General features: G+C 69.5%; 17 protein-coding genes and 1 pseudogene. 8 read left to right on the forward strand and 10 right to left on the reverse strand.

Translation table 11 applies throughout. From position 1 onward, the window contains the following. Window positions 1-17 precede the first annotated feature (17 nt). Entirely contained in the window at window positions 18-1097 is a 1080-nt protein-coding gene (locus E8A74_RS38330; RefSeq protein ID WP_136934065.1) for an alpha/beta hydrolase family protein, read from the reverse strand. Between the two features lie 20 nt (window positions 1098-1117). Continuing rightward, complete coding sequence (locus tag E8A74_RS38335; RefSeq protein WP_136934066.1) at window positions 1118-3985, reverse strand: penicillin acylase family protein; 2868 nt, start codon at window positions 3983-3985, stop codon at window positions 1118-1120. Between the two features lie 140 nt (window positions 3986-4125). On the opposite strand from E8A74_RS38335, the gene E8A74_RS38340 reads away from it, so the two are divergent. After that, on the forward strand, window positions 4126-5961 hold the full coding sequence (locus tag E8A74_RS38340) for a hypothetical protein (RefSeq protein ID WP_136934067.1): 1836 nt from the start codon (window positions 4126-4128) through the stop codon (window positions 5959-5961). A gap of 253 nt (window positions 5962-6214) precedes the next feature. Here the strand turns inward: E8A74_RS38340 and E8A74_RS53210 are convergent, their stop codons facing one another. Continuing rightward, window positions 6215-6952 (reverse strand): hypothetical protein, encoded by a 738-nt coding sequence (locus E8A74_RS53210; protein WP_170229691.1) that lies wholly within the window; start codon window positions 6950-6952, stop codon window positions 6215-6217. Between the two features lie 132 nt (window positions 6953-7084). Here E8A74_RS53210 and E8A74_RS38350 point away from each other — a divergent pair, with 132 nt between their 5' ends. After that, a complete protein-coding gene (locus E8A74_RS38350) occupies window positions 7085-7561 on the forward strand; it encodes a hypothetical protein (RefSeq protein WP_136934068.1) in 477 nt (158 codons plus the stop codon). Between the two features lie 608 nt (window positions 7562-8169). On the opposite strand, the gene E8A74_RS38355 is transcribed toward E8A74_RS38350, so the two are convergent. Then, complete coding sequence (locus E8A74_RS38355) at window positions 8170-8883, reverse strand: 2OG-Fe(II) oxygenase (protein ID WP_136934069.1); 714 nt, start codon at window positions 8881-8883, stop codon at window positions 8170-8172. A 164-nt stretch (window positions 8884-9047) separates the two neighbouring features. Here E8A74_RS38355 and E8A74_RS55140 point away from each other — a divergent pair. From E8A74_RS55140 to E8A74_RS38365, 3 genes and pseudogenes are all read left to right on the forward strand, one after another. Next, window positions 9048-9590: pseudogene (locus tag E8A74_RS55140) on the forward strand (PCRF domain-containing protein); the annotation flags it as partial. An 18-nt stretch (window positions 9591-9608) separates the two neighbouring features. Then, entirely contained in the window at window positions 9609-10037 is a 429-nt protein-coding gene (locus E8A74_RS55145; protein WP_269749918.1) for a peptide chain release factor family protein, read from the forward strand. 53 nt (window positions 10038-10090) lie between these two features. After that, window positions 10091-11605, forward strand: a complete 1515-nt coding sequence (locus tag E8A74_RS38365; protein ID WP_136934071.1) for an amino acid permease — start codon at window positions 10091-10093, stop codon at window positions 11603-11605. Window positions 11606-11614: 9 nt separating this feature from the next. Here E8A74_RS38365 and E8A74_RS38370 read toward each other — a convergent pair whose 3' ends face one another. Beyond that, entirely contained in the window at window positions 11615-13054 is a 1440-nt protein-coding gene (locus E8A74_RS38370; protein WP_136934072.1) for a serine/threonine-protein kinase, read from the reverse strand. Window positions 13055-13096: 42 nt separating this feature from the next. Further along, window positions 13097-14242, reverse strand: a complete 1146-nt coding sequence (locus E8A74_RS38375; protein ID WP_136934073.1) for a pyridoxal phosphate-dependent aminotransferase — start codon at window positions 14240-14242, stop codon at window positions 13097-13099. Between the two features lie 115 nt (window positions 14243-14357). Here E8A74_RS38375 and E8A74_RS38380 point away from each other — a divergent pair, with 115 nt between their 5' ends. After that, window positions 14358-15788: an MATE family efflux transporter gene (locus tag E8A74_RS38380; RefSeq protein ID WP_170229692.1), complete on the forward strand. Its 1431-nt coding sequence runs from the start codon at window positions 14358-14360 to the stop codon at window positions 15786-15788. 19 nt (window positions 15789-15807) lie between these two features. Here E8A74_RS38380 and E8A74_RS54285 read toward each other — a convergent pair whose 3' ends face one another. From E8A74_RS54285 to E8A74_RS53215, 3 genes are all read right to left on the reverse strand, one after another. Beyond that, complete coding sequence (locus E8A74_RS54285; RefSeq protein ID WP_211365545.1) at window positions 15808-16344, reverse strand: hypothetical protein; 537 nt, start codon at window positions 16342-16344, stop codon at window positions 15808-15810. 99 nt (window positions 16345-16443) lie between these two features. Next, complete coding sequence (locus E8A74_RS38390; RefSeq protein WP_170229693.1) at window positions 16444-17289, reverse strand: LysR family transcriptional regulator; 846 nt, start codon at window positions 17287-17289, stop codon at window positions 16444-16446. A 20-nt stretch (window positions 17290-17309) separates the two neighbouring features. Then, the gene (locus E8A74_RS53215; RefSeq protein ID WP_170229694.1) at window positions 17310-18728 is read right to left on the reverse strand and encodes a hypothetical protein; all 1419 of its coding nucleotides are present in this window, start codon (window positions 18726-18728) and stop codon (window positions 17310-17312) included. Window positions 18729-18775: 47 nt separating this feature from the next. Here E8A74_RS53215 and E8A74_RS38400 point away from each other — a divergent pair, with 47 nt between their 5' ends. Both E8A74_RS38400 and E8A74_RS38405 read left to right on the forward strand, forming a co-directional pair. Continuing rightward, window positions 18776-20401 (forward strand): thiamine pyrophosphate-binding protein, encoded by a 1626-nt coding sequence (locus tag E8A74_RS38400; RefSeq protein WP_136934076.1) that lies wholly within the window; start codon window positions 18776-18778, stop codon window positions 20399-20401. A gap of 11 nt (window positions 20402-20412) precedes the next feature. Then, window positions 20413-20934: a M17 family peptidase N-terminal domain-containing protein gene (locus E8A74_RS38405; RefSeq protein WP_136934077.1), complete on the forward strand. Its 522-nt coding sequence runs from the start codon at window positions 20413-20415 to the stop codon at window positions 20932-20934. Between the two features lie 3 nt (window positions 20935-20937). On the opposite strand, the gene E8A74_RS38410 is transcribed toward E8A74_RS38405, so the two are convergent. After that, window positions 20938-22635, reverse strand: a complete 1698-nt coding sequence (locus tag E8A74_RS38410) for a bifunctional metallophosphatase/5'-nucleotidase (protein WP_136934078.1) — start codon at window positions 22633-22635, stop codon at window positions 20938-20940. Window positions 22636-22647 lie beyond the last annotated feature (12 nt).

The raw sequence follows: 22647 nt of genomic DNA on the forward strand, positions 1-22647 counted from the left end.
GGTGAGGGAGAGACGCGTCACGCCGCGGCGTGGCGCGTCTCGATGATCCCGATCCGCGCGAGCATCCGACGCACCGCGCGGAACGCGTCCGCCCGGCCGAACTGCAAGAGGTGGCCGCCGTGGAACGTCTCCAGCGGCGCGTGAAAATGCTCGGCCATGCGCCGCGCGTGATCGAGCGGCGTGATTTGATCCCCCGCCGCCCCGACGACGAGGAATCGCTCGGGCGGGATCGACGTGGGCCGCCCGAGCGGGCTGACCACGCGTAACGTCGCTTCGATCGCCTGGTGCTGCGCCGCCTGCTGCTCCGGCGTGCCGACGAGCAGCCCCACCGCGCGCGCCACGTCGGCGATCGACGCGCACGGCACGATCGGCACCGCGAACGCGAGCGTCGGGTCGATCGTGGCCCAGAGCCCCGTCGTGTAGCCGCCGAGGCTCATGCCCATCACGCCGACCGACGACGCGCCCCGGTCGCAGAGGAGCGCCGCGAGCGCGCGGAGATCCATGATCGCCTGGCGAAACCCCTCGATCGTGAAGCGCATGTCCGGCGAGGGAAAGAGCGCCGTCCCCTTCGGCGCGCGGCACGCGTGGAAGGGCAGGACCGCCATCGCCACGTCGAGCCCGAGCTCGAAGATCCAGGGCACGGGCCAGAGCCGCTCCTCGAGCGCGAACGCCCCGCACCGGTAGCCGTGCACGAGGATCACGACCGGGCGGGGCGTAGCGTGCAAAAACAGCCGCGCCGTCGCGGTGCGATTCAGCGTGTGGCCGAGGTAGTCCGTGCGCACGCTCGCTTCGAGCGGCTCGAACTCGCTCGGCCACGTCGCGTCGAGCACCATGCCGGGATCGGGCCCGCCGAGGAGGCGCACCCGGGCGAGCTCGACGTGGGGGATCGTTGGTTCCCCAAAGAACGAGCTCGGCGCCGTGAAGAACTCGGGCTTGTCGTAGATCGCGCGGATCGTGGAGAGCAGGTCGATGCGGGCCTCGGGGCCGAGGCCCGCGGGATCGAAGGAGCGGATCATGTCCCCCCGCACGAGCATCGCCGTGCCGACGGTCTTGTCGAACCCGGACGCAGCGCTCGTGAGGATGCGGCGCAGGACCAACCCGCCCTCCTTTGGGGAGGCTACTTCCGCGTCACGACCATTCGTGACTCGGCCGCAGCCACCACCTCGGGAAGCAAGAAGGGGACCCGCCGCGTCTGGTTCTTCCGCCAGAGCTCGGCTTGGTCGCGGAAATGCGGGCTCTGCGAGTCCCACACCACGCCCCCCGGCAGCGCGTTCCATGCACGCGGACCTTCCGGATCGAGGTCCACGACGAGTCGCTGCGTCGGGCCGAAATCGTAGTCGTAGCGCGGCGTCACGTCGAGCCGGGCGGTGAGGGAGAAGTCGGACGAGTCGACCGAGAAGTTGTCGCCGTGTCGCGGAAAACCGTCCGGAAAAACCGGATCGCCGAGCGGCGGGATCGAGAGCTGACCGAGGACCGGGAGGATCGCCTCGAAGCGGACGCGGTGCCGTGCGCCCCAGCGGTAGGCGCCGATGTCGGCGCCGACGTCCTCCGCGAGCGTCCCGAGCGCGTCGAGGAGCGCGCGCACGATCCGCTCGTGCTTCGTCTCGATCGCCGGCGTCGCCATGTCGTCCCAGAGCGCGCTCTCCTTCGTGATCGGGTCGTACGTCGGGAGCGTCGCGGGTGTGTCGCGCGTGATCGCGAGGATCGCCTTGGCCTTTTGATCCCGCGGCACGAAGGGCCGGCCCGCATGCTCGAGCTCGTCCCCCAGGACGCGCTCGACGAGCCGCAGGAGCCACGCGTTGAACACGAGCGTCGCCTGCGCCGCGCGCGCCTCGATCGCCGTGTCGCCCTCCTCCGGGAGCGGCTTGTTCGTCTCCGGATCGATCCCGCTCGCGGCCTCGTAGCCGGCTTCCGTGCCCCACGCCGTGAGCAGCGCGTGCACCTTCTGGATCGCCGCCGCGTCGTAGCTGGGATCGGCCACCACGGCCGTGAGATCCGGGTGCGTCCCAGGCGTCTTGCGCTCCGCTTCGGCCCGATCGATCGCCTCGATCAGCGCGGGCGTCAGGCGCGAGCCGAGGGCTGATTTCGCGTCCCCCTGGATCTTCGCGAGATCCTCGGGCGTCGCCTTGTCGAGCCCTGCGAGCCGCTCCTGGATGCGACCTTCGCGGAAGCCGATGTCCCAGGAGCACCCGAGGTACATCGGCGTGCCGTCGGGGAGCGCGCCGTTCGAGGGATCGCCGTCGAGCGAGTCGCCGATCGGATCGTTGTTCGCCGTCGCGAGGAAGCCCGCGGCGGGGTTTTTCTCCCAGGGAACGAGGTGATCCGGCAACGCGCCCGTCCACTCGGCCGAGCCATCGCCCGGGAGCACGAGGCACGGGATCGTGCCCGAGAACGTCGCGGGGCTCCACGCGACGGCCGCCGGCGCGCGGGTCGGCAGCTTCGCGTGCGAGGTCCAGAGCACGTTGCCTTGCGTGTCCGCGATCATCCAGTTCTGCGCGCCGACCTGAAACCCGTCGAGCGCGAGCTTCGCCTCGTCGACGTTCTTGGACCTCAACAGGTGGAGGATCGCCGCGAGCTCGTTCGTCGGTTCGTCGCCGGTCCAGCGCACGCTGACCGCGCCCTTCGCCGGGTCGAGCGGCGCCACCGTGTGATCCGGCAGGATCTCCGGCAGCATCGCCCCGTGGTGCGGCACGACCGGGACCTTGTAGGTGTACGGTGCGCCGGCCTGGATCTGGATCACCTCGTCGATCGTCTCGATCGCGACGTTCTTCCCGCCGAACACGACCGACTTGCCATCCGGCGTGATCGTCTCGGCGTAGAGATCGGTCACGTCGTAGCCGGCGACCGTCGCGCCCCAGGCGATGTGCTCGTTGTGCCCCAGGATGATCCCCGGGATGCCGGGGAACGCGAGCCCCGAGACCTTTACCCGCGCGGATGGATCCTTCGGCGTCACCTCCATCGCGACGGGCCAGAAGATCGAGGGCGCGGCGAGCGTCAGGTGCGGATCACTCGCGAGCAGCGCGTGCCCCGTGTCGCTCCTCCCCGCCGCGACGGCCCAGTTGTTCGAGCCGAATCCTTCGGGCGCAAACAGATCCTTCACCTTGCGCAGGGCCTCGCGGTACCGCTCCGTCCGCGCGCCGAGGTCGGGCAGGAGAGGGGAGGGCGCGGGGTTTTTCGCGCCGCCTTGGCCCATCGGATACCCCGTGGTCGTCGTCGCCGGCTCGTAGGGCGCGAACCGGTAGAGTTCGCGGAGGATGCCGCTTCGCGCCGCGACCAGCGGATCACCCGCGTTGTTCGGGAACGCCTTCCCGAGCGTCTGGATCGAGATCGTGTCCGCGAGCTCTGCGTCGGCCGAGTGCGAGAGCAGGTACGACTGGAGCCGCGCGATCGCGAGCGCGTCCGGGCCCGTGAAGTCGGTGAACGCATCGACCGGGACGAGGAAGGCCGCCGCGGGCAGCGCCGCCTCGCGGTTCCGGAGCGCGCGGAAGTGCTGGGTGATGCCATCGGCGAACGCGTCGACGAGGGTTTTTTCCTCGGCCCCGAGCGTCTCGTACTGCTTCTTCGCGACCCGGTGCAGGCCGAGGCTGCGGAACACGATGTCGTTGTCGATCACGCTCGCGTCCGCGTCGGCGAGGATCTCGGCGAGCCGGCCCTCGGACACGCGGCGGTAGAACTCGATCTGCAGGTGCCGATCCTGCGCCACGAGGTAGCCCTGCACGCGCATCGCGTCCTCGAAGCTCGACGCGAAGATGTGCGGCCGCCCGTCCGTGTCACGCACGACGTCCACGGGTGAAGCGAGGTTCTCGATCTGGACGCGCTCGCTCACGGGCAGATCGGCGCGCTCGCCGATCGGCCCGAAGGGATCCCCCGCGGGCGGGGGGGGCGTCTGGGCGGGGTCGTCCGAGCAGCCGGCGGCGAGGGGCGCGAGGGTCAGGGCGACGAAGCTGAAGAACCGGGCGATCGGGAAGCGTCGAGGCTCATGCATGGGAAGGTCTCCTCTTTCCCGGACTAGCCTGCCGGGTCTTTGGCTCGCCGAAAATTCGTCCGTTTCTCGTCCTCTCTGGCAAGGGACCCTTCATGCGCTTGGTGCAGGCCCCCGCGCCTTCGGGCTCCCCCTCTCCGCCCGTGCGACCGTCGTTTGGCGCGTTTTTCGTCGCCGCTCCCCGCAAAGCCGAGCTCCTCTCGGAGCTGCGCGGCCGCGGCTACGTGGTCGCCAGCATCGTGCGCCCCCCGGCGCCCGGACGGCTGCGCCAGGCCGTCGAGGAGGCCGTCGAGAGCGCCCTCGCCATGCGCGGCGCCCCCCCGCCGTCCGTGAGCGCCGACGTCGACGGCGCCGCCTCCCTGCGCGATCAGGTCGTCCGCGCCCGTGGCCTCGGCTCCTTTGGCCTCGCCCTCGCCTTGCCGCCGCTCACCACGCTCGCCGACACCTCGGGCGACGCCCCCGCGCTCGGGCCCTCCGACAGCGCCGTGCTCTCGGTCTTCAACGAAGCGGCCCAGGCTGGCCCCGTGGCGCTCGTCCTCGACGAGGGCGACCGTGGCCTCCGGATCCTCGCGCCCGTCCGCCTCGACGAGCTCGTCGCCGAAGCCGCCCCCACGCGCCGCGCCCTCCCCGAGCACTCGCGCGTCGTCGCCCGGCCGCCCCTCACGCCGCCCGCGCCGCCGCCCGAGGCCGAGCCGAGCGACGTGCGTCCCATCACGATGCATGACTCCGGCCCGCCCGAGGCCGACGCGGCGCCCGAGCGCGCGCCGATCGGCCGCCTGCGTGGCCTGAAGTCGGGCCCCCGACCGACGCCGACCCCGATGCCCACGGCGGACGGCGCGCCGCGCGCGTTCAAGTCGACCCCGCCGCCGCCCATGGACGCGGCGTCCGCGGAGCCCGCCGCCCCGGCGCCGCGCCGCACGCCCTCCTCGCCCGCGCTCGAGGCCACGCGCGACCGTGAGCCCCTGCGGGACCGCGAGCCCCCGCGCGACCGTGAGCCCCCGCGCGACCGTGAGCCCGAGGCCGCCGCCGCGCCTGCGGCGAGAAACGCCCCTGCGGCCGACACGCTCCCGCCGCCGCCGCCCTTGCCCTCCGACCTCGCGCCGCCCTCGCCGCCGGTCGCTCCCTCGCCGGTCGAGCGGGTCCTTTCGGCGGCCGAGTGGCGCGCCTTCGCGATGGACCTCGACAACGCGCGGGGCCCCAAGCCCGCGGGCGTCATCGATCGGCTCTTCGCGACCCGTTACATGCCCCTCATCGGCGCGCTCTCGCGGGGCCACGCCGACGGCTCCGTCCAGCGCGTCGTCGACGGCTTCCGTACGGCCTTCGAGCACAGCTACACGGAAGGGTTCGCCGCGATCCGCGCGACCGGCAAGCGACCGCTGATGGTCCTCGACGCGCCCGACGTGGCGGCGCGGATCGCGCGCCTCAACAACGCCCGCGCCGTGCGCCTGCTCCTCGTCGACTCCCTCCGCTTCGACCTCGGCGAGCGTGTCATGGCGCGCCTCAAGCCGACCTTGCAGGGCCGCGCCGTTTGCGTCGACCGCACCTTGCTCTGGAGCGCGCTCCCCACGACCACGCCGGCGCAGGTCGCGCTCCTCGGCCGTGGCCCCGAGGGCCTACGCGACCCCTTGCCCGAGCCGGGCCCCGAGCCCGACATCGTCCGCGGCCGCGCCCTCTCCACGATTCGCCGCGAGCGGTACGGCACCAAAGAAGTCTTCAAGCTCGACCTCGTCGAGGCGCGCTTGCGTGGCGTCGGCCCCGGCTTCGACGAGCGACTCGGCGGCATCGCGGACGAGGCGGCGCAGGTGATCTCGCGTTTCGTCGAGAGCTCGCCGCCGCGCACGTTGCTCTTCGTCTTCGGCGATCATGGCTTCCGGCTCTCGTGTGACGCGCGCGGCACGGCGCCTGCGACCCAGGGCGGCGCGAGCCCCGAGGAGGTGCTCGTGCCTGGGTATGCGTGGCTCGTGGGTGGGGTGCATTGAGCCGAGGGCGCGCCGCTGGGAGCGCCTGACCTCGCTCGCGGGACCGTTCACCCGCCCGCCCGATCCTCCGAGCCTCGCTCGAAGCCCTGGTCGGCACACGCTACGCAGGCCTGCGCTGGCCCAAGGCCCTGGTCCGTCGCCGCCCGAGCCCCCAGGCATCACCAGGTCGGCCGGGAACCGCCCCTCCCACGTGCCCAAGCGACGCTCGGGGCCTTGGGAGGGCTGGTGACCGGCCCCGCTGCCGACGCTCGGGTTACGCGTCGCCCGCGTCCTCGTCCGTATCCTCGGCCTCGCGCGCGTCCGGCTCCTCGGCCGGGGGTCCGGTGACCTTCGTGCCGGCGGGGACCTGGAGGTCGTAGAAGTAAAGGCGGAGCTGTTCGACGCGGCCGAGGTGGCGGAGGAGGCTCTCGCAGAGCGCCTTCGCGGCGACATACCCATTGAGCCAGACTTGCCTCGTCGTCTCGACCTCGGGCGTGAGGGATTGCCTGTCGACGCGGGCGTCGTCGGCGAACGCGACGACGGGCGTGAGCGACTTCGTCATCGCATCGAATCGACCGTGCCAATGTGCTGCCTCGCGCACGGCGCAGCCGGGCGCGGTGAGCTTCGTCGTGATGTGGGCGACGGCGAGGACCACGTCGGCGGCGGCCTTTCCGACACCACCGGCGGTGCCGTCTTTCGTGAAAAACACCTTTCGGTCGACGGCGCCGTTGTCGTGCGCGCCGAGGTGGGTGCTGAATTTGCCGAGGAGGGTGCGGGCCTGCTTGAGGAGCGGCGCCTTGCTCCGTGCGCCCTGCCTGCGCGAGGCGTCCGTGCCGCGCGCGGCCTCCACGGCCCATTTCACGGCGGTGGTGTGGGCGTCGATCTGGTCGGCGGCGTAGTTCAATGCAGGATCGTATTCGGGGATGAGGCCGAGGAGCTTCTTGCGGATCTTGTTCGAGGCATAAGGACCGTAAATCGTGACCTCGTCCTGATCGATGAACCTGTCTGCCATTCTCGACTTCCTTCGATGAGGGGACGGTCGACGCTAGCGGATACGACGGGGACGATCCATGCCACGAAGGTGGACTCGCGCCCGTGGGGCGGATCGTGTAGAGTGGCCGCGACGAGCACGAGGGAGCCGCTGATGACCCGCCGAAAGAAGCTCTTCGCCGCAGCCATCGCTTTGCCGATCGCCGTCGCCGTGGGGGTGGGCTTGAAGGTCCGCCGCGCGTCGTCGGACACGCTGGGGGCGGATGCTTGCGATAAGGACCTCGCGGCGGTGTTCGAGCTGTGCGAGGCAGGGGGGGAGATCTGCAACCCGGACAAGGGGCTGGAGGAAGCGTGCCAAGCCGGCTGCGTGATGTCCCGGTGCCCGAACCACGTGGCGTGCACGGAGCTGGATTCCATCTGGTGCAAGCCGTGCGAGGATGAAGAGGGGGCGCTCCATTGGCGGATCTTGTACGAGGTACACGAGCAGTGCAGCCCTTCGCCTGATCTCGACACATGGAGACATGCGGACTGGAAGGCTTACAGTGATTGCTACATTGCGGAGGGGGAGCGGAGGTGCCCGGCGCTCAAAAACAAGCCGCAGTGGTATCGGCCGCCTCGTACGAGGGATTGAGGCTCTTTCCCGAGGGTCGTCCTAAAATCCGCCCTGGCCCCCCGCGCCGTCCTCGCCGCCCTGGCCATCCGTTCCGCCCATCCCCTGCGGCTCGCTCTTGAAATCGCCGCTGGCCGCGCTCCCGACGATGATGACGGTGCCGTCCCCGGGGCTCGAGCCGCAGCCGTTTGAGCCGGGGGGGTCGAGGCAGATATCTGGGGGGAGACCTCGATCTTGTGGCAGGAACTCGAGATTCCGCGGTCCTTGGCCCTTTCGATGCACGCGTCTTCGTTCTCCCAGGCGCTTCTGCGGTCGATGATCTGCGCGTCCTCCGCTCCCTGCAAGGCGTCTTGATGGTCACCCCCGCCTTGGAATCCTGAGGCGCAGGTCAAGACCACGTTGCATTGAACGAGAACCCCCTCCCTCGCGCCGGCCTCGCCGTTCGGCGGCCCCCTCTTCGGGTTCTTGCACTCGGGATCCCAGCACGCCGGTCCGAGCACGACGAACCACACGAAAACCAAGCCAACGACGAGCGATCGCATGCCAGGTCTCCGCGCCGAATCATTCTAGAGGACCGAGCTCAGGCGGCACAAGATTGGAGCGGTTCCGGAGCAAGGCAGCCCGTCCCGTCACCTGTCTGATGCATAGATGAGATCGGAGCGCACCGCATACTTCACGCCGGCCGTGACCTCGGCGCCCTCGTGCAAGAGCAGGTGGTCGAACACGACGACACTCCCCGGGGCCGGACGCACCGCGAATCGCACGCGATTGTTGAATTTGCGCCCTCGCCCCTCCCCGCGGCGGCTCTTCTTGTCCTTCTCCTCGAAGAAGCGCGTCGAGCCGCCCTCGAAGCCTTCGTTCAAATAAATCATGAGCGACGCGCGCGTCTCCCCCCGCGGCACGGCCGTGCGCACGTCGACGTGCGGGGAGAAGCGCTGGCCGACCTCGTATCGATAGACCCGAAAGCGATCGTTCAGGCCTACGAGGGGCGAGGCCTCGTGCTCCGTATCCACGTGGCCACGAATGCGTGCCCAGAGCCCTTCGGCGAGCGGCGGCGCGTCGAGCACGACGCGCAGGTTGTTGCGGGCCGCGAGGTTCACCCGGTACGTGTCGTTGCCAATGGCGAGCCCCGCGTGCGTGAAGCCGATCGCCTCCGCCGTGGTGATCAATCGCTTGCATTCCTTCGGCGACATCACGCCGTGCAAGACATAGACCCCCTTCTCGACGTCCTCGCGCCGGACCGCGACGGCGCGGTCTTCGTCGAGCAAGACCTCGTCGAGGCGATGCGGCACGGCGCGGAAGGTCTCCTCCCTGCGGAAAGAAATGTGGGTTCGGGATTTCATGGACATGTCCTCGGCAGCCTGGTCGCCTTTGACGAAGGGAGCGCCGTCATGTATACGATGATGCATGAATTCTCCCATCCTCGAACGCCTCGCCGAGCTTCGTCGACGCCTGACCCGGCTCCGCGACGGTCTTTGACCTTCCCCGGCAGGCGCGGCGCCTCGCCGAACTCGACTTCCTTCTCAGCGAAACCGACCTCTGGCGCGACCGCGAACGTGCGGAGCAGCTCCTTGCGGAGCGAGCACGTCTCGGCGCCCTGAACGATCGGATCTCCCACGCCGAGCGCGCGCTCGACGAGACGCATCCGTTTGTTTTGCTCGCCCTCCACGAAGGCGACGCGGACGCGCTCGCCGCGGCCGAAGCTGATCTCGCAGGTATCGAGGTCGAGCTTCGCGAGGCGGAGCGATCGTGCGCGCCACCCGAACCGGAGGGGTGCATGGGCGCGATCGTGTCCCTTCAACCCGGCGCGGGCGGCGTCGACGCCAAAGACTTCGCGGCCATGCTCTTGCGGATGTATCTCCGCTGGGCGGCGCGGCGGGGGCTCGTCGTCGAGGAGCTTCACCGGCAGGAAGGAGACGAAGCCGGGATCGACGGCGCCGCGCTCCGGATTCCGGGCGCCGGTGTCTACGGCGCTCTCCGGGGCGAGACCGGCGTCCATCGGCTCGTGCGCGTGAGCCCTTTCGGCAGAGGGGATCGGCGACAAACCTCGTTCGTCGCGGTCGAGGTCTTGCTCGATATCGACGACGCGATTCCCGTCGAGATTCGCGACGATGATCTCGAGGTGACCACGATGTGCGCCGGCGGGCCCGGCGGACAGAACGTCAACAAGGTCGCGTCGGCGGTCCGGATGCGGCACGTTCCGACGGGGATCGTCATCGTCGCTCGGTCGGAGCGCAGCCAGCTTCAAAACCGCGCGAGCGCGCTCCGGCTCCTCCGGAGCAAGCTCGTCGAGCTCGAGCTCGAGCGACGCGAACAGGCTGCGGCCGAAAGGCGCGGCGCTCGACCGGTCGCTCGATTCGGGCACCAGCGGCGCAGTTATGTCTTCGCGCCGCAGCGGCTCGTGCGGGACGAGATCACCGGGGGCGTGAGCCCCCATGTCGAGCGTGTCCTCGACGGAGACCTCGCCGTCCTTCTCGAATCCTCCCCGAAAAACTGATCCACGTCGCCGCGCGCTCGCCTACCCTGGAAGCTCTCCTCGGCGAGCCTCCCATGGAAGACCCTGCGCGCAGCGACGTTCCCACCGAACCCACCCCGCCTGCCGAATCCGAGGTCATCGCGGACGACGTCCGCCTGCTCCACCGGATGGGGTATGCCCAGGAGCTCCTCCGGCGGATGAGCGGATTCTCGAATTTCGCCGTCTCCTTCTCGATCATCTGCATCCTCGCCGGCGGCCTCACCTCCTATCACCTCGGCCTCTCCGCGGCGGGCGGCGCCTCCATTGGCCTCGGCTGGCCGCTCTCCTGCCTGCTCTCCTTTTGCTTCGCGCTCGCGATGGCGCAGCTCGCCTCGGCGTTTCCCACGGCGGGCGGCCTCTATCACTGGGCGTCCCTCCTCGGCGGAAAGGGCCTCGGCTGGGCGACGGCCTGGTTCAACCTCGTCGGCCTCGTCACGGTCCTCTCCGCGATCAACGTCGGCGCGTATCTCTTCATCGCAAGCTCGCTCGGCCCCGTCGTGGGTATCGACCCCGCGACACTCGGCCCGGGCCATCAGCTCGCCGCCGTCGTCGTCATCACCGCGACGCAGGCCCTCTTCAATCACCGCGGCATTCGCCTCACCACGCGCCTCACCGATTTCAGCGGGTATCTCATCTTCGTGGTCGCGACCGTCCTCACGGTCTCCATGCTCGTTTATGCGCCGCGCCTCGAAGCGTCGCGGCTCCTCACGTTCACGAATTTCAGCGGCGCGGGCGGCGGCGACGTCTGGCCTGCCACGAAGAGCATGGGCTGGCTCTTTTTGCTCGGCCTGCTCATGCCGGCGTACACGGTCACCGGGTTCGACGCCTCCGCGCATACCGCGGAGGAGACCGTCGGCGCCGCGATGAACGTGCCCCGGGCCATTCTGCGCGCCGTGCTCCTGTCGGGCATTTTTGGCTACCTGATGGTGGCCTCGATCCTCCTCGCCATGCCGAGCGTGGAGGTCGCCGCCTCGAAAGGCCCGAGCGTGTTCTTCTGGGTGATGGGCGAGATCCTCCCGCGCCCCTTCCAGATCTCCCTCTACGTCGGAATCGGCATCGCTCAGTATCTTTGCGGCCTCGCCACCGTCACCAGCGCCTCGCGCATGACGTATGCGTTTGCCCGCGACGGCGGCCTGCCCTTCTCCGCGTCCCTCCGCCGCGTGAGCGCGGACCACAGGACGCCCGCCCATGCAATCTGGGTCGTCGCGGCCGTGAGCACGGGGTTCACCGTCTACACGCCCGTGTATTCGACGATCACCGCGGTCTGCACGATTTTTCTCTACATCTCCTACGGCATGCCCATCGCGCTCGGTCTCTTCGCGTATGGCCGGACCTGGACCACGATGGGGCCCTTTTCGCTCGGCCCGTGGTATCGCCTCGTCGCGGGGATCTGCGTGCTCGCCTGCGTGCTCGTCCTCGTCATCGGCGTCGCGGCCCCGAATGACAAGGCTTTGCCGATCACGCTCGGCGCGCTGCTCCTCACGATCGTCGTGTGGTTCGGCGGCCTGCGGCGTATGTTCAAGGGGCCGCCGGCCGCGGATGCGCGTTGAATTCGTTCTTCAGAGCAAAAGGAAGATCACGAAAAACCCGATGAGGAAGACGATCGCCGCCCCCACCGCAGCCGCGAGGTAAAACCCCATCTTGCTGACGTCGTTCACGCGTTGCGCCGGCCGATGGTGCAGCTCCGTCACCGTCATCTGCTGCTGCCGCGCGCCTACGATCGTCGGCGCCGTGGTGCCGGGCGGCGGCGCGGTCGGCGGCGGCGCGGTCGGCTCGTCCTCGATGTGCGCGCCGGCCATGGGCATCGGCGGCGGCGTGAACACGCCGGACGGCTCGACATAGACCTGCGTCGGCTCCGAATCGCGCGAGGACCGCGGCGGCGCGACGTACGCCGGTCTGGGCCGCCGCGCCGTCTCCTCGGTCCGCGGCGAAGACGAGGGCGGAGCCATGACCAGCGTGCCGAGCGGACCTCCCGACGACGACGCCGAAAAACTCCCCGACGCAGGCGACGACCGAGGCGCGGGCGCGGGCGTGGACGGCGCCGATTCGGCCATGACCAGCGTGCCGAGCTGGCCCCGCGGCATCGGCGGCTCGTCCAGCATCGGCGCGCGCATCGAGCCATTCGTGTTTTCGTCGTGAACCTTCGCCGGAGCCGCGGGCGCTGCCGGTTTCCGCCCCTGCGCCGCGAACACTTCGAGCATGTGCGCGACGACCATCGCGCTGCCGATCCGTTTGTCGCGCTCGCGCTCCATGCACCGCGCCACGATCTCTTCGAGCGCCGGATCCACCGCGGGCGCGAGCTGCGAGACCCGCGGCGCCGGGCCGCTCGAGATCCGCGCCGTGATGTCCGCGCGCCCGCCCTCGAAAGGACGCTGCCCCGCGAGCATCTCGAACAGCACCACGCCGAGCGACCAGAGATCGGTCCGCACGTCGAACGACTCGGGCGCGGCGAGCTGCTCCGGGCTCCGATACGACGGCGAACCCAGGCCGAGCGTCTCCGCGACGACCGCCGGCACCGCGCGCGCGACCCACAGATCCAAGAGCTTCACGCCCGGATCGTCCGTGCCCGGTTCTCCCTGCAAGAACACGTTCGCCGGCCGCAGGTCCCCGTGGACGAGCCGTGCCCCGTGCGCGATCGACAGCGCCGTCGCGATGTCACGCCCGATCTGCGCGGCGAGCGGCGGCGGCAGCACGCGCTCGCGCGCGAGCCGGTCGGCGAGCGTCTCGCCCGCGAGCAGCTCCATCGCGACGAAGGGCTCGCCGCTTCCCGTCTCGCCCACGTCGTGGATCGTGACCAGCGTGGGGTGCTTGGTGGCTTGCGCCGCGCGCGCCTCCTCGCCGAGCCGCTGCCCGACTTCCAGGTTCGGAATGCTGAGGAGCTTCAGCGCGACCTGCCGCGACGCTGTGTGGTCCTCCGCCTCCCAGACGGCGCCGAGCGCGCCCGTCCCGATTTGCCGTACGAGGCTGTATCTATCGCCGATGAGTTCGCCGCCGCTCATTGCCCTGTCCGACCCGAGATCATGCCCGCTTGCGGAAGTCCTTCAAAGCGATCGAATGCGCCGCGCCGCCTCTTCCAGCACGTCGTCTTCTTTCGCGAAGCAGAATCGAGAGAGCGTCTCGCCCACCGGATCCCCGTAAAACGAGGTGCCGGGCACGCTCGCGATGCGGATCCGTTCGAGCAGCAGCATCGCCGCGGCCTTCGCGGTGGGCGCGCCGAGCCTGCGGATGTCGGCGAGCACGTAATACGCGCCCCGCGGCACGTACGGCGTGAGCCCCGCGTCCGCGAGCGCGCTGCAGAGGATATCGCGCTTCTTCTGGTAGCTCTGCCCGATCGAGGCGAAGTATTCGTCCGGCATCCCGAGCCCCGCCACCATCGCGTGTTGCAGCGGCGTCGGCGCGCAGACGTAGAGCAGATCGTGCGCCACCGTGATCCGCCGCGCGGCGTCGGGCGGCGCCGTCAGATACCCGCACCGCCAGCCCGTCACCGCGAACGTCTTTGAAAACCCCGAGATCGACACCGTGCGGTCCCGCGCGTGTTTCCGCGTCGCGAGCGGCACGTGCTTCTGCCCGTCGAAGACGATGTGCTCGTAGATCTCGTCGGTGATCGCCACGAGGTCGTGCCCCTCGATCGCGTCCGCGAGCCAGTCGAGCTCCTCCTCGCTCCACACCTTGCCGCTCGGGTTCGACGGCGTGCACACGACCACCGCGCGCGTCCGCGGCCCGATCGCCCGCGCAAAAGCCTCCCGATCGATTTCCCACGACGGAGGCCGCGTCGGCACGAGCACGGGCACGAGCCCGAGCGCGAGGATCGTGTTCAAGTGGTAGCCGTAATAAGGCTCGAACAGGATCACCTCGTCGCCGGGATCGAGCAGCGCGAGGCACGCCGCCGCGAACGCGCCCGTCGCGCCCGACGTCACCACCACTTCACTCGCCGGATCCACGTCGCGCCCGTAGCGTTTCTTCAGATCGGCCGCGATCGCTTGCCGCAGCGGCAGGATCCCTTCGGGAGCAGTGTAGATCGCCACGCTCGCGTCGATCGCGGCGTTCGCCGCGCGCGCCACGGGCGGCGGCGTGGGCAGATCGCACACGCCTTGCCCGAGGTTGATCCCGCCCACCGCCTCACACGCGCGGCTCATCGCGCGAATGTCGGAGATGACCAGCGAGCTCAGGCGTTGACCGATCCGCATGGCTGCACCCTACCTCAACACGGACCTGGAAGTCCCCTCCGCTGCACACGGCCGCGACCACGAAGCCCCCGTCCGCCCCTTGCCGGAAAGCCCGAGCCATGGCACCCCCGGCGCCGTGCGTCCGTCGGCTTCCGCAGAGGCTCGCCTCGTTCGTGAGGGTGATCGCGCCCTCCTGAACGAGGTGTGGTCGCTCGCCTGGCCGGCGATCACGCACATGCTCTTGATCACACTCGTCTTTCTGGTCGGGCGTCTCCTGCTCGGGCGGTACTCGCCCACGGCGCTCGCGGCGATCCAGATCGGCGGCGCCACGGTCTGGACGCTCAACTCCGTTTGCACGGCCTTCTCCGCGGGCACCCTCGCCGTCGTGGCCAGGCGCGTCGGCGCCGGTGACCGTCCCGGCGCGGCCCGCGCTGCTCGCGCCGCGCTCCTCTTTGCGGTCGGGCTCGGCGTCGTCGTCGCGTGTGCCCTCTTCTTCGCCGAAGGTCCCTTCATCCGAACCCTTTTTCCTCGCGCCGGAGCAGCCGTGCAGGCGCAGGCGGGCGCGTATCTCCGCATCGCGTGCTGGGCCATGCCGCTCACGTTCGTCGAGGCGATCGCGGCTGCGGCGCTGCAAGCTTCGGGGGACACGCGCACGCCGCTCGTGGTCGCGGGCGTCGGCAACGTCCTGAACCTCGCGCTGAATGCGTTGCTCATCTTCGGCCTCTTGGGCCTGCCCGAGCTCGGCATCCGCGGCGCCGCCGTGGCGAACGGGGCGACGATGGCCCTCGAAGGCGTCCTTCTCACCTTCGCGCTCTTCCGCCACACGAGCCCGCTGCCCTTGCACAGCGCGAGCTTCGAGGGTGCGGGGGGGATGGGAGGCGCAGCTCCGCGCGCCGGAGCGAAGCCCCCCATCGTCGACTTTGACGCTTTGATGCGCGTGCTGCGCGTCTCGGGCGCGGCGTTCGGAGAGAAGGCCGCGTATCACCTCGGCTTCATGTTCTATGTCGCGGTCATCGCGCTCCTCGGCGAGGTCGCGCTCGCAGCGCATCAGGCGGCGGTCAGCATCGAGTCGATCTCGTGGCTCTCGGCGGACGGTTTTGGAATCGCGGCGGGCGCGATCGTGGGCCAGAAGCTCGGGGCGAAGCGGCCCGACGACGCCGCGCGCGCGGGCCGTGTCGCGGCGCTGCTCGCCGTCGCGTGCTTGAGCGTCGTGGGATTCTCGTTCCTCACGATGGCGCCCTTGCTCATCTCGGCGTTCACGCCGGATCGAACGATCGTGGAGACGGCCGTGCCGGCGATGCGCGTGGGCGCGTTCGCGCAGCCGTTCATGGGGTTCGCGATGGTCACGGCGATGGCGCTGCGCGGCGCGGGCGACACGCGCACGGTGCTCGGCACGATGATCCTCTGCGGCTTCCTCGTGCGGGCGAGCGTGACCTGGTTTTGCGCGATCAAGCTCGAGCTCGGGCTCGCCGGCGTGTGGATGGGCAGCACGGCGGACTGGATTTGTCGGGCCGTGCTGCTCGGCTGGGCGTATGCGCGGGGGCGGTGGAAGAAGGTCGAGGTCTAGCGGGCGCTCAGGGCGACGGTCAGAGGCAGGTGCTTCCGACGCAGGTCAGGCCGTTCGCGCAGTCTTTGTCCGAGAGGCATTCCACGCCGAGGCATTGCGGTACCGTCGAGCACGCGTCGTCGCCGCAATTGGCGATGACGGCCCGCTGGTCGTTGGTGAGGCCCTCGCAATCGGTGCGACACTGGGCCGTATCGGCCGCGGCGAGGCCGCAGGTCTGGAAATGGTCGCAGGCCGCCTTGCACGCGGCGAGGCTGTCCATGGTCGGGGGGGGCTTGGTGGAGCCGATACATTTCCGGAAGTTGAGCCCGTCCGGATCACAGACCTGCCCCGCGGGGCAGTTCTCGTCGGTGAGGCAACCCTCCTCGCAAATGGAGACCGTGGGCTGCGCGCAGTGTTGACCGGGCGAGCAGGTGACGTCTCCGCATTCGGTGTAGCCCGGCCCCTCGGCGGGGGTCTGGGCGTCGCTCGACGAGCAAGCGAGGCCGAACGCGCCGAGCGCGAGGGTGATGAGCAGACCGACCTGGAACGTGGCATATCGAGGTGAAGCAAGTTTCATGGGCGCCTCCTGTTTTGGTGGCCCCTTTCTGCGACGTGCGCATCCGTTTGTCTTCTCGCGTTTTCGCGAAGGACGTTTGCAGGCGTGCGACCGCCGGGCTCAAAGCGCCGCGCGAAACCGCCGCGCGAGCGCGTCCATGAGCACCCGCACGCGTGGGGTCTTGCGCAGGTCGGGGTGGGTGAGCAGCCACGCGGTCCGTTCGAGCGGCGCGACGCGCTCACGATAGGCGTGCATCTCCACGAGCTCGGGGTGGAGCGCGGCAAGGGCGCGCGGAATGAGCCCGACGCCCACGCCGCCGGCGACGAGCGATACGAGCGCGCTGAACTGCGCGCGTGCGGCGATGTGGGTGGCGTGCTCGCGCTCCCACGCCGACTCGGGCGAAGAGCGCTCGCTCAGCGCGCGCGCGACCCATTGCGGCTCGGGCTCGCGCCGGACGGCCGCCGCCGTCCCGAAGATACCGTACGGGAGTTTGCCCAGCCGGATCCCCCAGCACCCGGGCGGCGGCCGCCGCATGATGCCGATCGCGACGTCGACCTCGCGGTCCCGCACGCTCGGCCCCGAATCGGCGAGGATGAGGCTCACGCGCAAGGGGTATTGCGCGGTGAGCTCGGCGATCGGCTCCACGAGAAAGGGGAGCAAGGCCTCCACGGTCGTGAGGCTGACCTCGCCGACGATCTCCGTGGCCTGTGCATGCACCTGCCCTGCGACGTCGGCGATGGCCTTGCGCATGCGGTGACCGACCTGCGCGAGCATGGCCCCGGTTTCGGTCAAACCGCCGGTGCCTGGGCCGCGCTCCAGACACGGCGTGCCCACGGCGGCTTCGAGGATGGCAATGCGCCGGTACACGGTCGACACCGACACGCCGAGCTCGCGGGCGGCGCCGCCCACGCCGCCCGCGCGGGCGACGGCTTCCAGATAACGGACATCTTCCCAGAGAATCGACACGGGAGAACCTGCTCGTTGTCCTAGGGCGTGATCTTTGACGGAAAATCGACCGGATCGGGGCAAGCTTGAATGAGGAGCGACGCGCTCGTCGTGCACAGGAACGTCGACGAGTGGTCCTCATAGCCGAACGTGTACACGTACGGACACGCGCCCTTCACGGCGGGGCTGTAATCGGTGCCCGCCTGCACCCCGAGCGCGGTGCAGCCCGCGCTGTCGTACCGGTAGGTAAAACCATTGTACGTGTGCACCGAGTCGGGGCAGCAATACTTGAGGCAGGCGTCGTCCCCGGCGCCCACCTTCTGCGTCGCCGTGCAGAGGTCACACCCGCCGAGGCACGTATTCGCCTTGCCCGGCTCCGCGTCCGTGCAGCCCGCGGGTCCACACGTGTACCGTCGATTCGCGTGCACCCCCTCGTCGTGGCCGAACCCGACCGCAAAATCGGGCGCGCCGTTCCACGTCCACTCGGGCCCGCCGATGTTGCCGGCGTTGAACACGGTGCCCGTGGGGATGCGGTTCGCCGAATCGCCGTCCGGGCACGTCCCGCACGAGCCGGCGATCACCTTCTTCCCATTGCCATCGATCATCGTGGGGCACTCCTCGCACCCCGCGGGCGCCGGCGCGAACGCGTCCGAGCCGTCCGGGCATTGCGTGTTCACGTCGAACCGGCACCCCGTCCCGCGGCACCAGAAAATGTTGTTCGGATCCGGCGCGCCGCCCCCGCAGCTCTTCATGCCGACCGAGCTCGCCGTCGTCCACGCGTTGACGGCGCTGATGTCGTAGTAGAGCGAACCCTGGCCGGGGTTGTCATACGTGAACTCGAACGTGGCGTTCTTCGCGGCCTCGTTTCCGACCTCGCAGCCATTGCCGTACGGATTGCACCCCGTCGCGAGCCAGCCCGTCCCGCTCGGGAACGCGGCGTCGTTCGGCATCACGATCTCGTGCTGCTCGCCCGGCTCGAGTTCGAAGAACGGGTTGCACGCGCAGGCGCTGCCCTTGCAATACACGAGCCCCGGATCCTCGCCGCCGGCCATGTTCTTCGCGATCTCCGTGCATTGCCCCACGCCCTCGGGATCGCCGCACGCCGCGCCGTTCCACGCGCACGACGTCGGCCGGGCCCACGTCGGTGTGGTCCGGCCATCCATCTTGAACCAGCGTGTCTCACTGCAATTGTTCACGAGCTTGATCCGGCGCACGCCGTCGTCCGCCGGACAGAATGCCGTCCCGGCCTCGTACGCGGGCCCGCGCGAGCCCGCGCCGCCGCCCCCGCCCGCGCCTGCGCTGCCGCCCGCGCCCGCGTCGCCGCCTGCGCCCGCGGATCCCCCGGATCCTCCGGATCCCGTCGCATTTGCGCCTGGATCGTCGCCCGAGCAGCCCCAGCAAACGAGCGCCACGGCTGCCGCGGTGCCCCACCCCATCCTCCACGCGACCCGGTTCGTCATGGCGGGAGCCTATCATCGCCCGGCCCTCCCGTGGTATACGCCCCGCCATGGCACAGGTCCACGGCGGCAGGCTCGTATCGAAGGCGCTCGCGCGGCACGGGGTCACCCACCTCTTCACCCTCTGCGGCGGGCACATCCAGGCCATTTACGATGGGTGTCTCGACGACGGCATCCGCGTCGTCGACGTCCGGCACGAGCAGACCGCGGGGCACGCGGCCGACGCCTGGGCGCGCGTTACGGGCAAGCCCGGCGTTTGCGCGGTCACGGCCGGCCCCGGCGTCACCGACACCGTCACGGCCGTCGCCAATGCCCAGCGCGCCGGCATCCCGATGATCGTGATCGGCGGCGCCGGCCCGCGCTTGCTCGCCGACATGGGCTCGCTCCAGGACATGAACCACGTCGAGCTCATGCGCCCCATCACGAAGTGGAGCGTCTCCGTTCCCTCCACCGACCGCCTCCAGGAGTACATCGACGCCGCCTTCCGCATCGCGCAAGGCAACGTCCCCGGCCCGGTCTTCCTGGAGATGCCGCTCGATCTCCTCATGAACTTCGGCGACGACGCGCCGCCCGCCACGGTTCCTTTCGACGAACCCCCGCGCCCCGCCGGCAATCCGCACGCGATCGCCCGCGCCGCGGCCATGTTGCGCGAGGCCGAGCGGCCCATGTTCATCGTCGGCACGCAGCTCCGCTGGTCGCCGCGCAAGGAGATTTTGCGCGCGTTCGCCGATGCGATCGACGCCCCGTATTTCTTGAACGGCATGGCGCGCGGCGGCCTGCCGCACGCGCACCCGAACTTCTTCGCCCGGTCGCGTCGTGTCGCGCTTGGACAAACCGATCTCTGCGTCGTCCTCGGCACGCCCTTCGATTTTCGCCTCGAATATGGCCGCGCCATCAATCCGGGTGCGCGTGTCATCCAGATTGACCTCGACGGCAACGAGATCGGCAGAAACCGCAAGGTCGACGTCGCCATTCACGGCGACAGCGGCCTCGTCCTGGAGCAGCTCCTCGCCGAGGTGAAGGAGAAGCGCGCGCCCGGCTGGATCGCGGCGATGCGCGCGGCCGAGGACAAGTCGCGGGCCAAGATGCAGCCCGAGATCGACGCCACGACCGACCCGCCGAACCCGCTGCGCGTCTGCGACGAGATCGGAAAACGCCTCGGCAAGGAGGACATCGTCATCGGCGACGGCGGCGATTTCGTGGCCACTGCGGCGAACGTGATCAAGCTCGAATGGCCGCAGCTCTGGATGGATCCGGGCCCGCTCGGCACGCTCGGCGTGGGCCCCGGGTATGCGATGGCCGCGAAGCTCGCCCGCCCCGGCGCGCGTGTCGTGCTCATTTACGGCGACGGCTCGTTCGGCTTCAACGCGGCCGAGTTCGAGGCGCTCGCGCGGCAAGGCATTCCGGTCATCAGCATCATCGGCAACGACGCCGCGTGGATGCAGATTCGCCGCGGCCAGGTCGATCTCTACGGCGCGGATCGCTCGCCGGCCACGGCGCTCGAATACACGCGTTACGAAAAGGTCGTCGAGGCGCTCGGCGGCGTGGGGTATTGGGTCGAGCGCACCGAGGACCTCGGCCCGGCGCTCGACGCGGCCTTCGCCGCGGACAAACCGTCCTGCGTGAACGTCAAGATCGCCCGCAGCGAGTTCCGCAAGGGCGCGATCAGCGTGTAACGGGGCGGGAGGTGGAGCTCCGCTTCTGCAACCCCGAGCTCACGAGCCTGGACGATCTCGACACCGAGATCCTCGCGTGCAGCGTGTGGTCGGACGCGCGCCCGGTGCACGGCGCCTTTGGCCTTTGTGATTGGCGCCTCGCCGGGCATCTCTCCGGGCTGCTCCGGAGCGGCTTCTTGACGGGCAAGCTCGGCGAGGTGTTGATGGTCCCGGCCAAGCCGCGCCTCACGTTCGACAAGCTCCTGTTTTTCGGAGCGGGACCCCGCGAGGGGTTTGGCGAGGAGGCCTTCCGTCGCGTCGTTCAGCACATGCTCGACGTGATGGAGGGCCTCGCCGCACGTGTCGCGGTCGTCGAATTGCCGGGCCGCCCGGACGGCCTGATCCCGGCCGAACGAGCGGCGGACATCCTGCTGGCGAGCGCCGGCCGCAAGCGCGAGCACGACGTCTGGACGCTCGTCGAGGGCGCCGACGGCAAACAACGCATCACGCAACACATGATCGAAGAGCGGCGGCGGGTGCGGCGGGTGCTCTGAACATCAGAGCGCCTGACAACCCTTTTTCCCGTTCGTATTGTAGATGCGCCCGTCGACCTTCGGCGCGAGCGATTGGCCCTGCTTTTTCAGCGCGTCGAGCGCATTCAGCACGAGCTGCTTCAGATCCGGCCCCTTGGCCACGACCATCGACGGATTCAGCATCGTGTAGCCGTCCTGGTTTCCTTTTACATTGGGCGTGATCAAATAAGCGGTCGTCACCGCGTAAATCACGTCCTTCGACTCTATCGTGCGAGGTTTGGCGCCGAGCAACGTCAGCTTCGAGGCCGTCTTTTCTTTCGGATTGTGCTCGAAGGTGAATCCGGCGATCTGCAGGAAGTGCCCCTGGCCCGTCCAGTCCTCGATGCTGCGGTTCAGCACCTTTTGCAAGGTTTCCCCGGTGATCTCCAGGAGCCGGAGCTCCGCCGAATACGCGAAGAGCTCCTCGATGCGCCTCCGCGTGATCGGCTCGCCTTTGGGCAGGTTCAAGCCCAGCCGGAGCGAACCGCTGTTCACGAAGGCGACCTCGGGGCGCTTCTTCGCGTCGGGGAAGGCGCCGAGCGCGAGATCGACGATCCAGTCGCCGAGGTTCGTCTCGAAGCAACGAATCTCGAGTTCCTCGGCGGCGAGCTCTTCCCCGGCGGTGCCCAGCACCTCGCCGAGGCACCCCGCGCCTGCGGGCGGCGTCTGCTGCGCGCAGTATTCCTCCTCGTGTTTTCGTAACGTGTCATCGACCCACGCGTTCATCTCGGGATCCTCGGGCACGGCCGCGCCTTCGAGCGGGACCCATTCGTGGGAGATCCGAAGGTTGCCACTCGAACGATCGATCGTGAGCACGTTTGCGCTCACCGCGTCCGCGTCGGCCTTGTAGATTCCGCGACCCTCGACCATGGCTTTTTGCTGTTGATGTTCGTGCCCGCCGAGGAGGACGTCCGGCCCCTCGGCGCCGAGCCGTTTGAGCAGCGCATGGTCTGTGGTCATCGACAGGTGCGTGAGCCCGACGACCACGTCTGCGCCCTCGTTTCGGAGCGCCGCCGTCTGTGTGCGCGCGGCCTCGATCGGGTCGTGGACACTCGCGACGTACGGCGCGTTCGCTCCAATCGTCACGCCGAAGATCCCGACTTTCAGCGCTCCGCAGGGCACGATCGTCCGCGGCAGCACCTTGCCTTCAGGCCACGTCACCGCGGGCTTGTTCTGCTCGTTCACCTTGAAATGCACGTTGCTCGACAGCCAGCGGAACTCCGACTCCCCGAGCCGCGCCGTGAGGACGTTCGGATCCTCCTTGTCGAACTCGTGATTGCCGAGGACCACGAAGAGCCGCTCGTCGCGCCCCTCCCGGCCGTCGAGCCGGTTCATGGCGTCGATCATCTGCCGACCCTTGTACATGTTGCTCAAGAGTGACGGAAACAGGAGGTCGCCCGCGTGCAGCACCACGAGATCCGGGTGCTTTTTTTCGAGCTCCTTTCGGAGCGTGCGGACACGCGCCATGCCGCCTCGGTCGCGCGGCAACGATTCGATCCGGTAGGTATCGTTGATCGAGAGCACGGCACAGCCGGCCTTGGCCGCCGTCGTCGTCGTCGCGGGTTCGTCCGGGCCCTTCGCGGGCGTCTCGGTCGCGGGCGCGCCGCAGCCCGGCGCGAGGGCGAACCCGAGAAGCAGGGCAGGGACGTGTGTCCGGGCACGCTCACGAATCCGAGGCTTCATCGTTCAGAGCGT

It is taken from the genome of Polyangium fumosum, assembly GCF_005144585.1.
Taxonomy (GTDB): Bacteria; Myxococcota_A; Polyangia; order Polyangiales; family Polyangiaceae; genus Polyangium; species Polyangium fumosum.

Excerpts from the sequence above, each read along its gene's own strand:
- E8A74_RS38375 (WP_136934073.1), bottom strand. The coding sequence starts at position 14,242 with ATGCGGATCGGTCAACGCCTGAGCTCGCTGGTCATCTCCGACATTCGC.
- E8A74_RS38335 (WP_136934066.1), bottom strand. The coding sequence starts at position 3,985 with ATGCATGAGCCTCGACGCTTCCCGATCGCCCGGTTCTTCAGCTTCGTC.
- E8A74_RS53210 (WP_170229691.1), bottom strand. The coding sequence starts at position 6,952 with ATGGCAGACAGGTTCATCGATCAGGACGAGGTCACGATTTACGGTCCT.
- E8A74_RS38350 (WP_136934068.1), top strand. The coding sequence starts at position 7,085 with ATGACCCGCCGAAAGAAGCTCTTCGCCGCAGCCATCGCTTTGCCGATC.
- E8A74_RS38365 (WP_136934071.1), top strand. The coding sequence starts at position 10,091 with ATGGAAGACCCTGCGCGCAGCGACGTTCCCACCGAACCCACCCCGCCT.
- E8A74_RS54285 (WP_211365545.1), bottom strand. The coding sequence starts at position 16,344 with ATGAAACTTGCTTCACCTCGATATGCCACGTTCCAGGTCGGTCTGCTC.
- E8A74_RS53215 (WP_170229694.1), bottom strand. The coding sequence starts at position 18,728 with ATGACGAACCGGGTCGCGTGGAGGATGGGGTGGGGCACCGCGGCAGCC.
- E8A74_RS38410 (WP_136934078.1), bottom strand. The coding sequence starts at position 22,635 with ATGAAGCCTCGGATTCGTGAGCGTGCCCGGACACACGTCCCTGCCCTG.
- E8A74_RS38400 (WP_136934076.1), top strand. The coding sequence starts at position 18,776 with ATGGCACAGGTCCACGGCGGCAGGCTCGTATCGAAGGCGCTCGCGCGG.
- E8A74_RS38355 (WP_136934069.1), bottom strand. The coding sequence starts at position 8,883 with ATGAAATCCCGAACCCACATTTCTTTCCGCAGGGAGGAGACCTTCCGC.
- E8A74_RS38370 (WP_136934072.1), bottom strand. The coding sequence starts at position 13,054 with ATGAGCGGCGGCGAACTCATCGGCGATAGATACAGCCTCGTACGGCAA.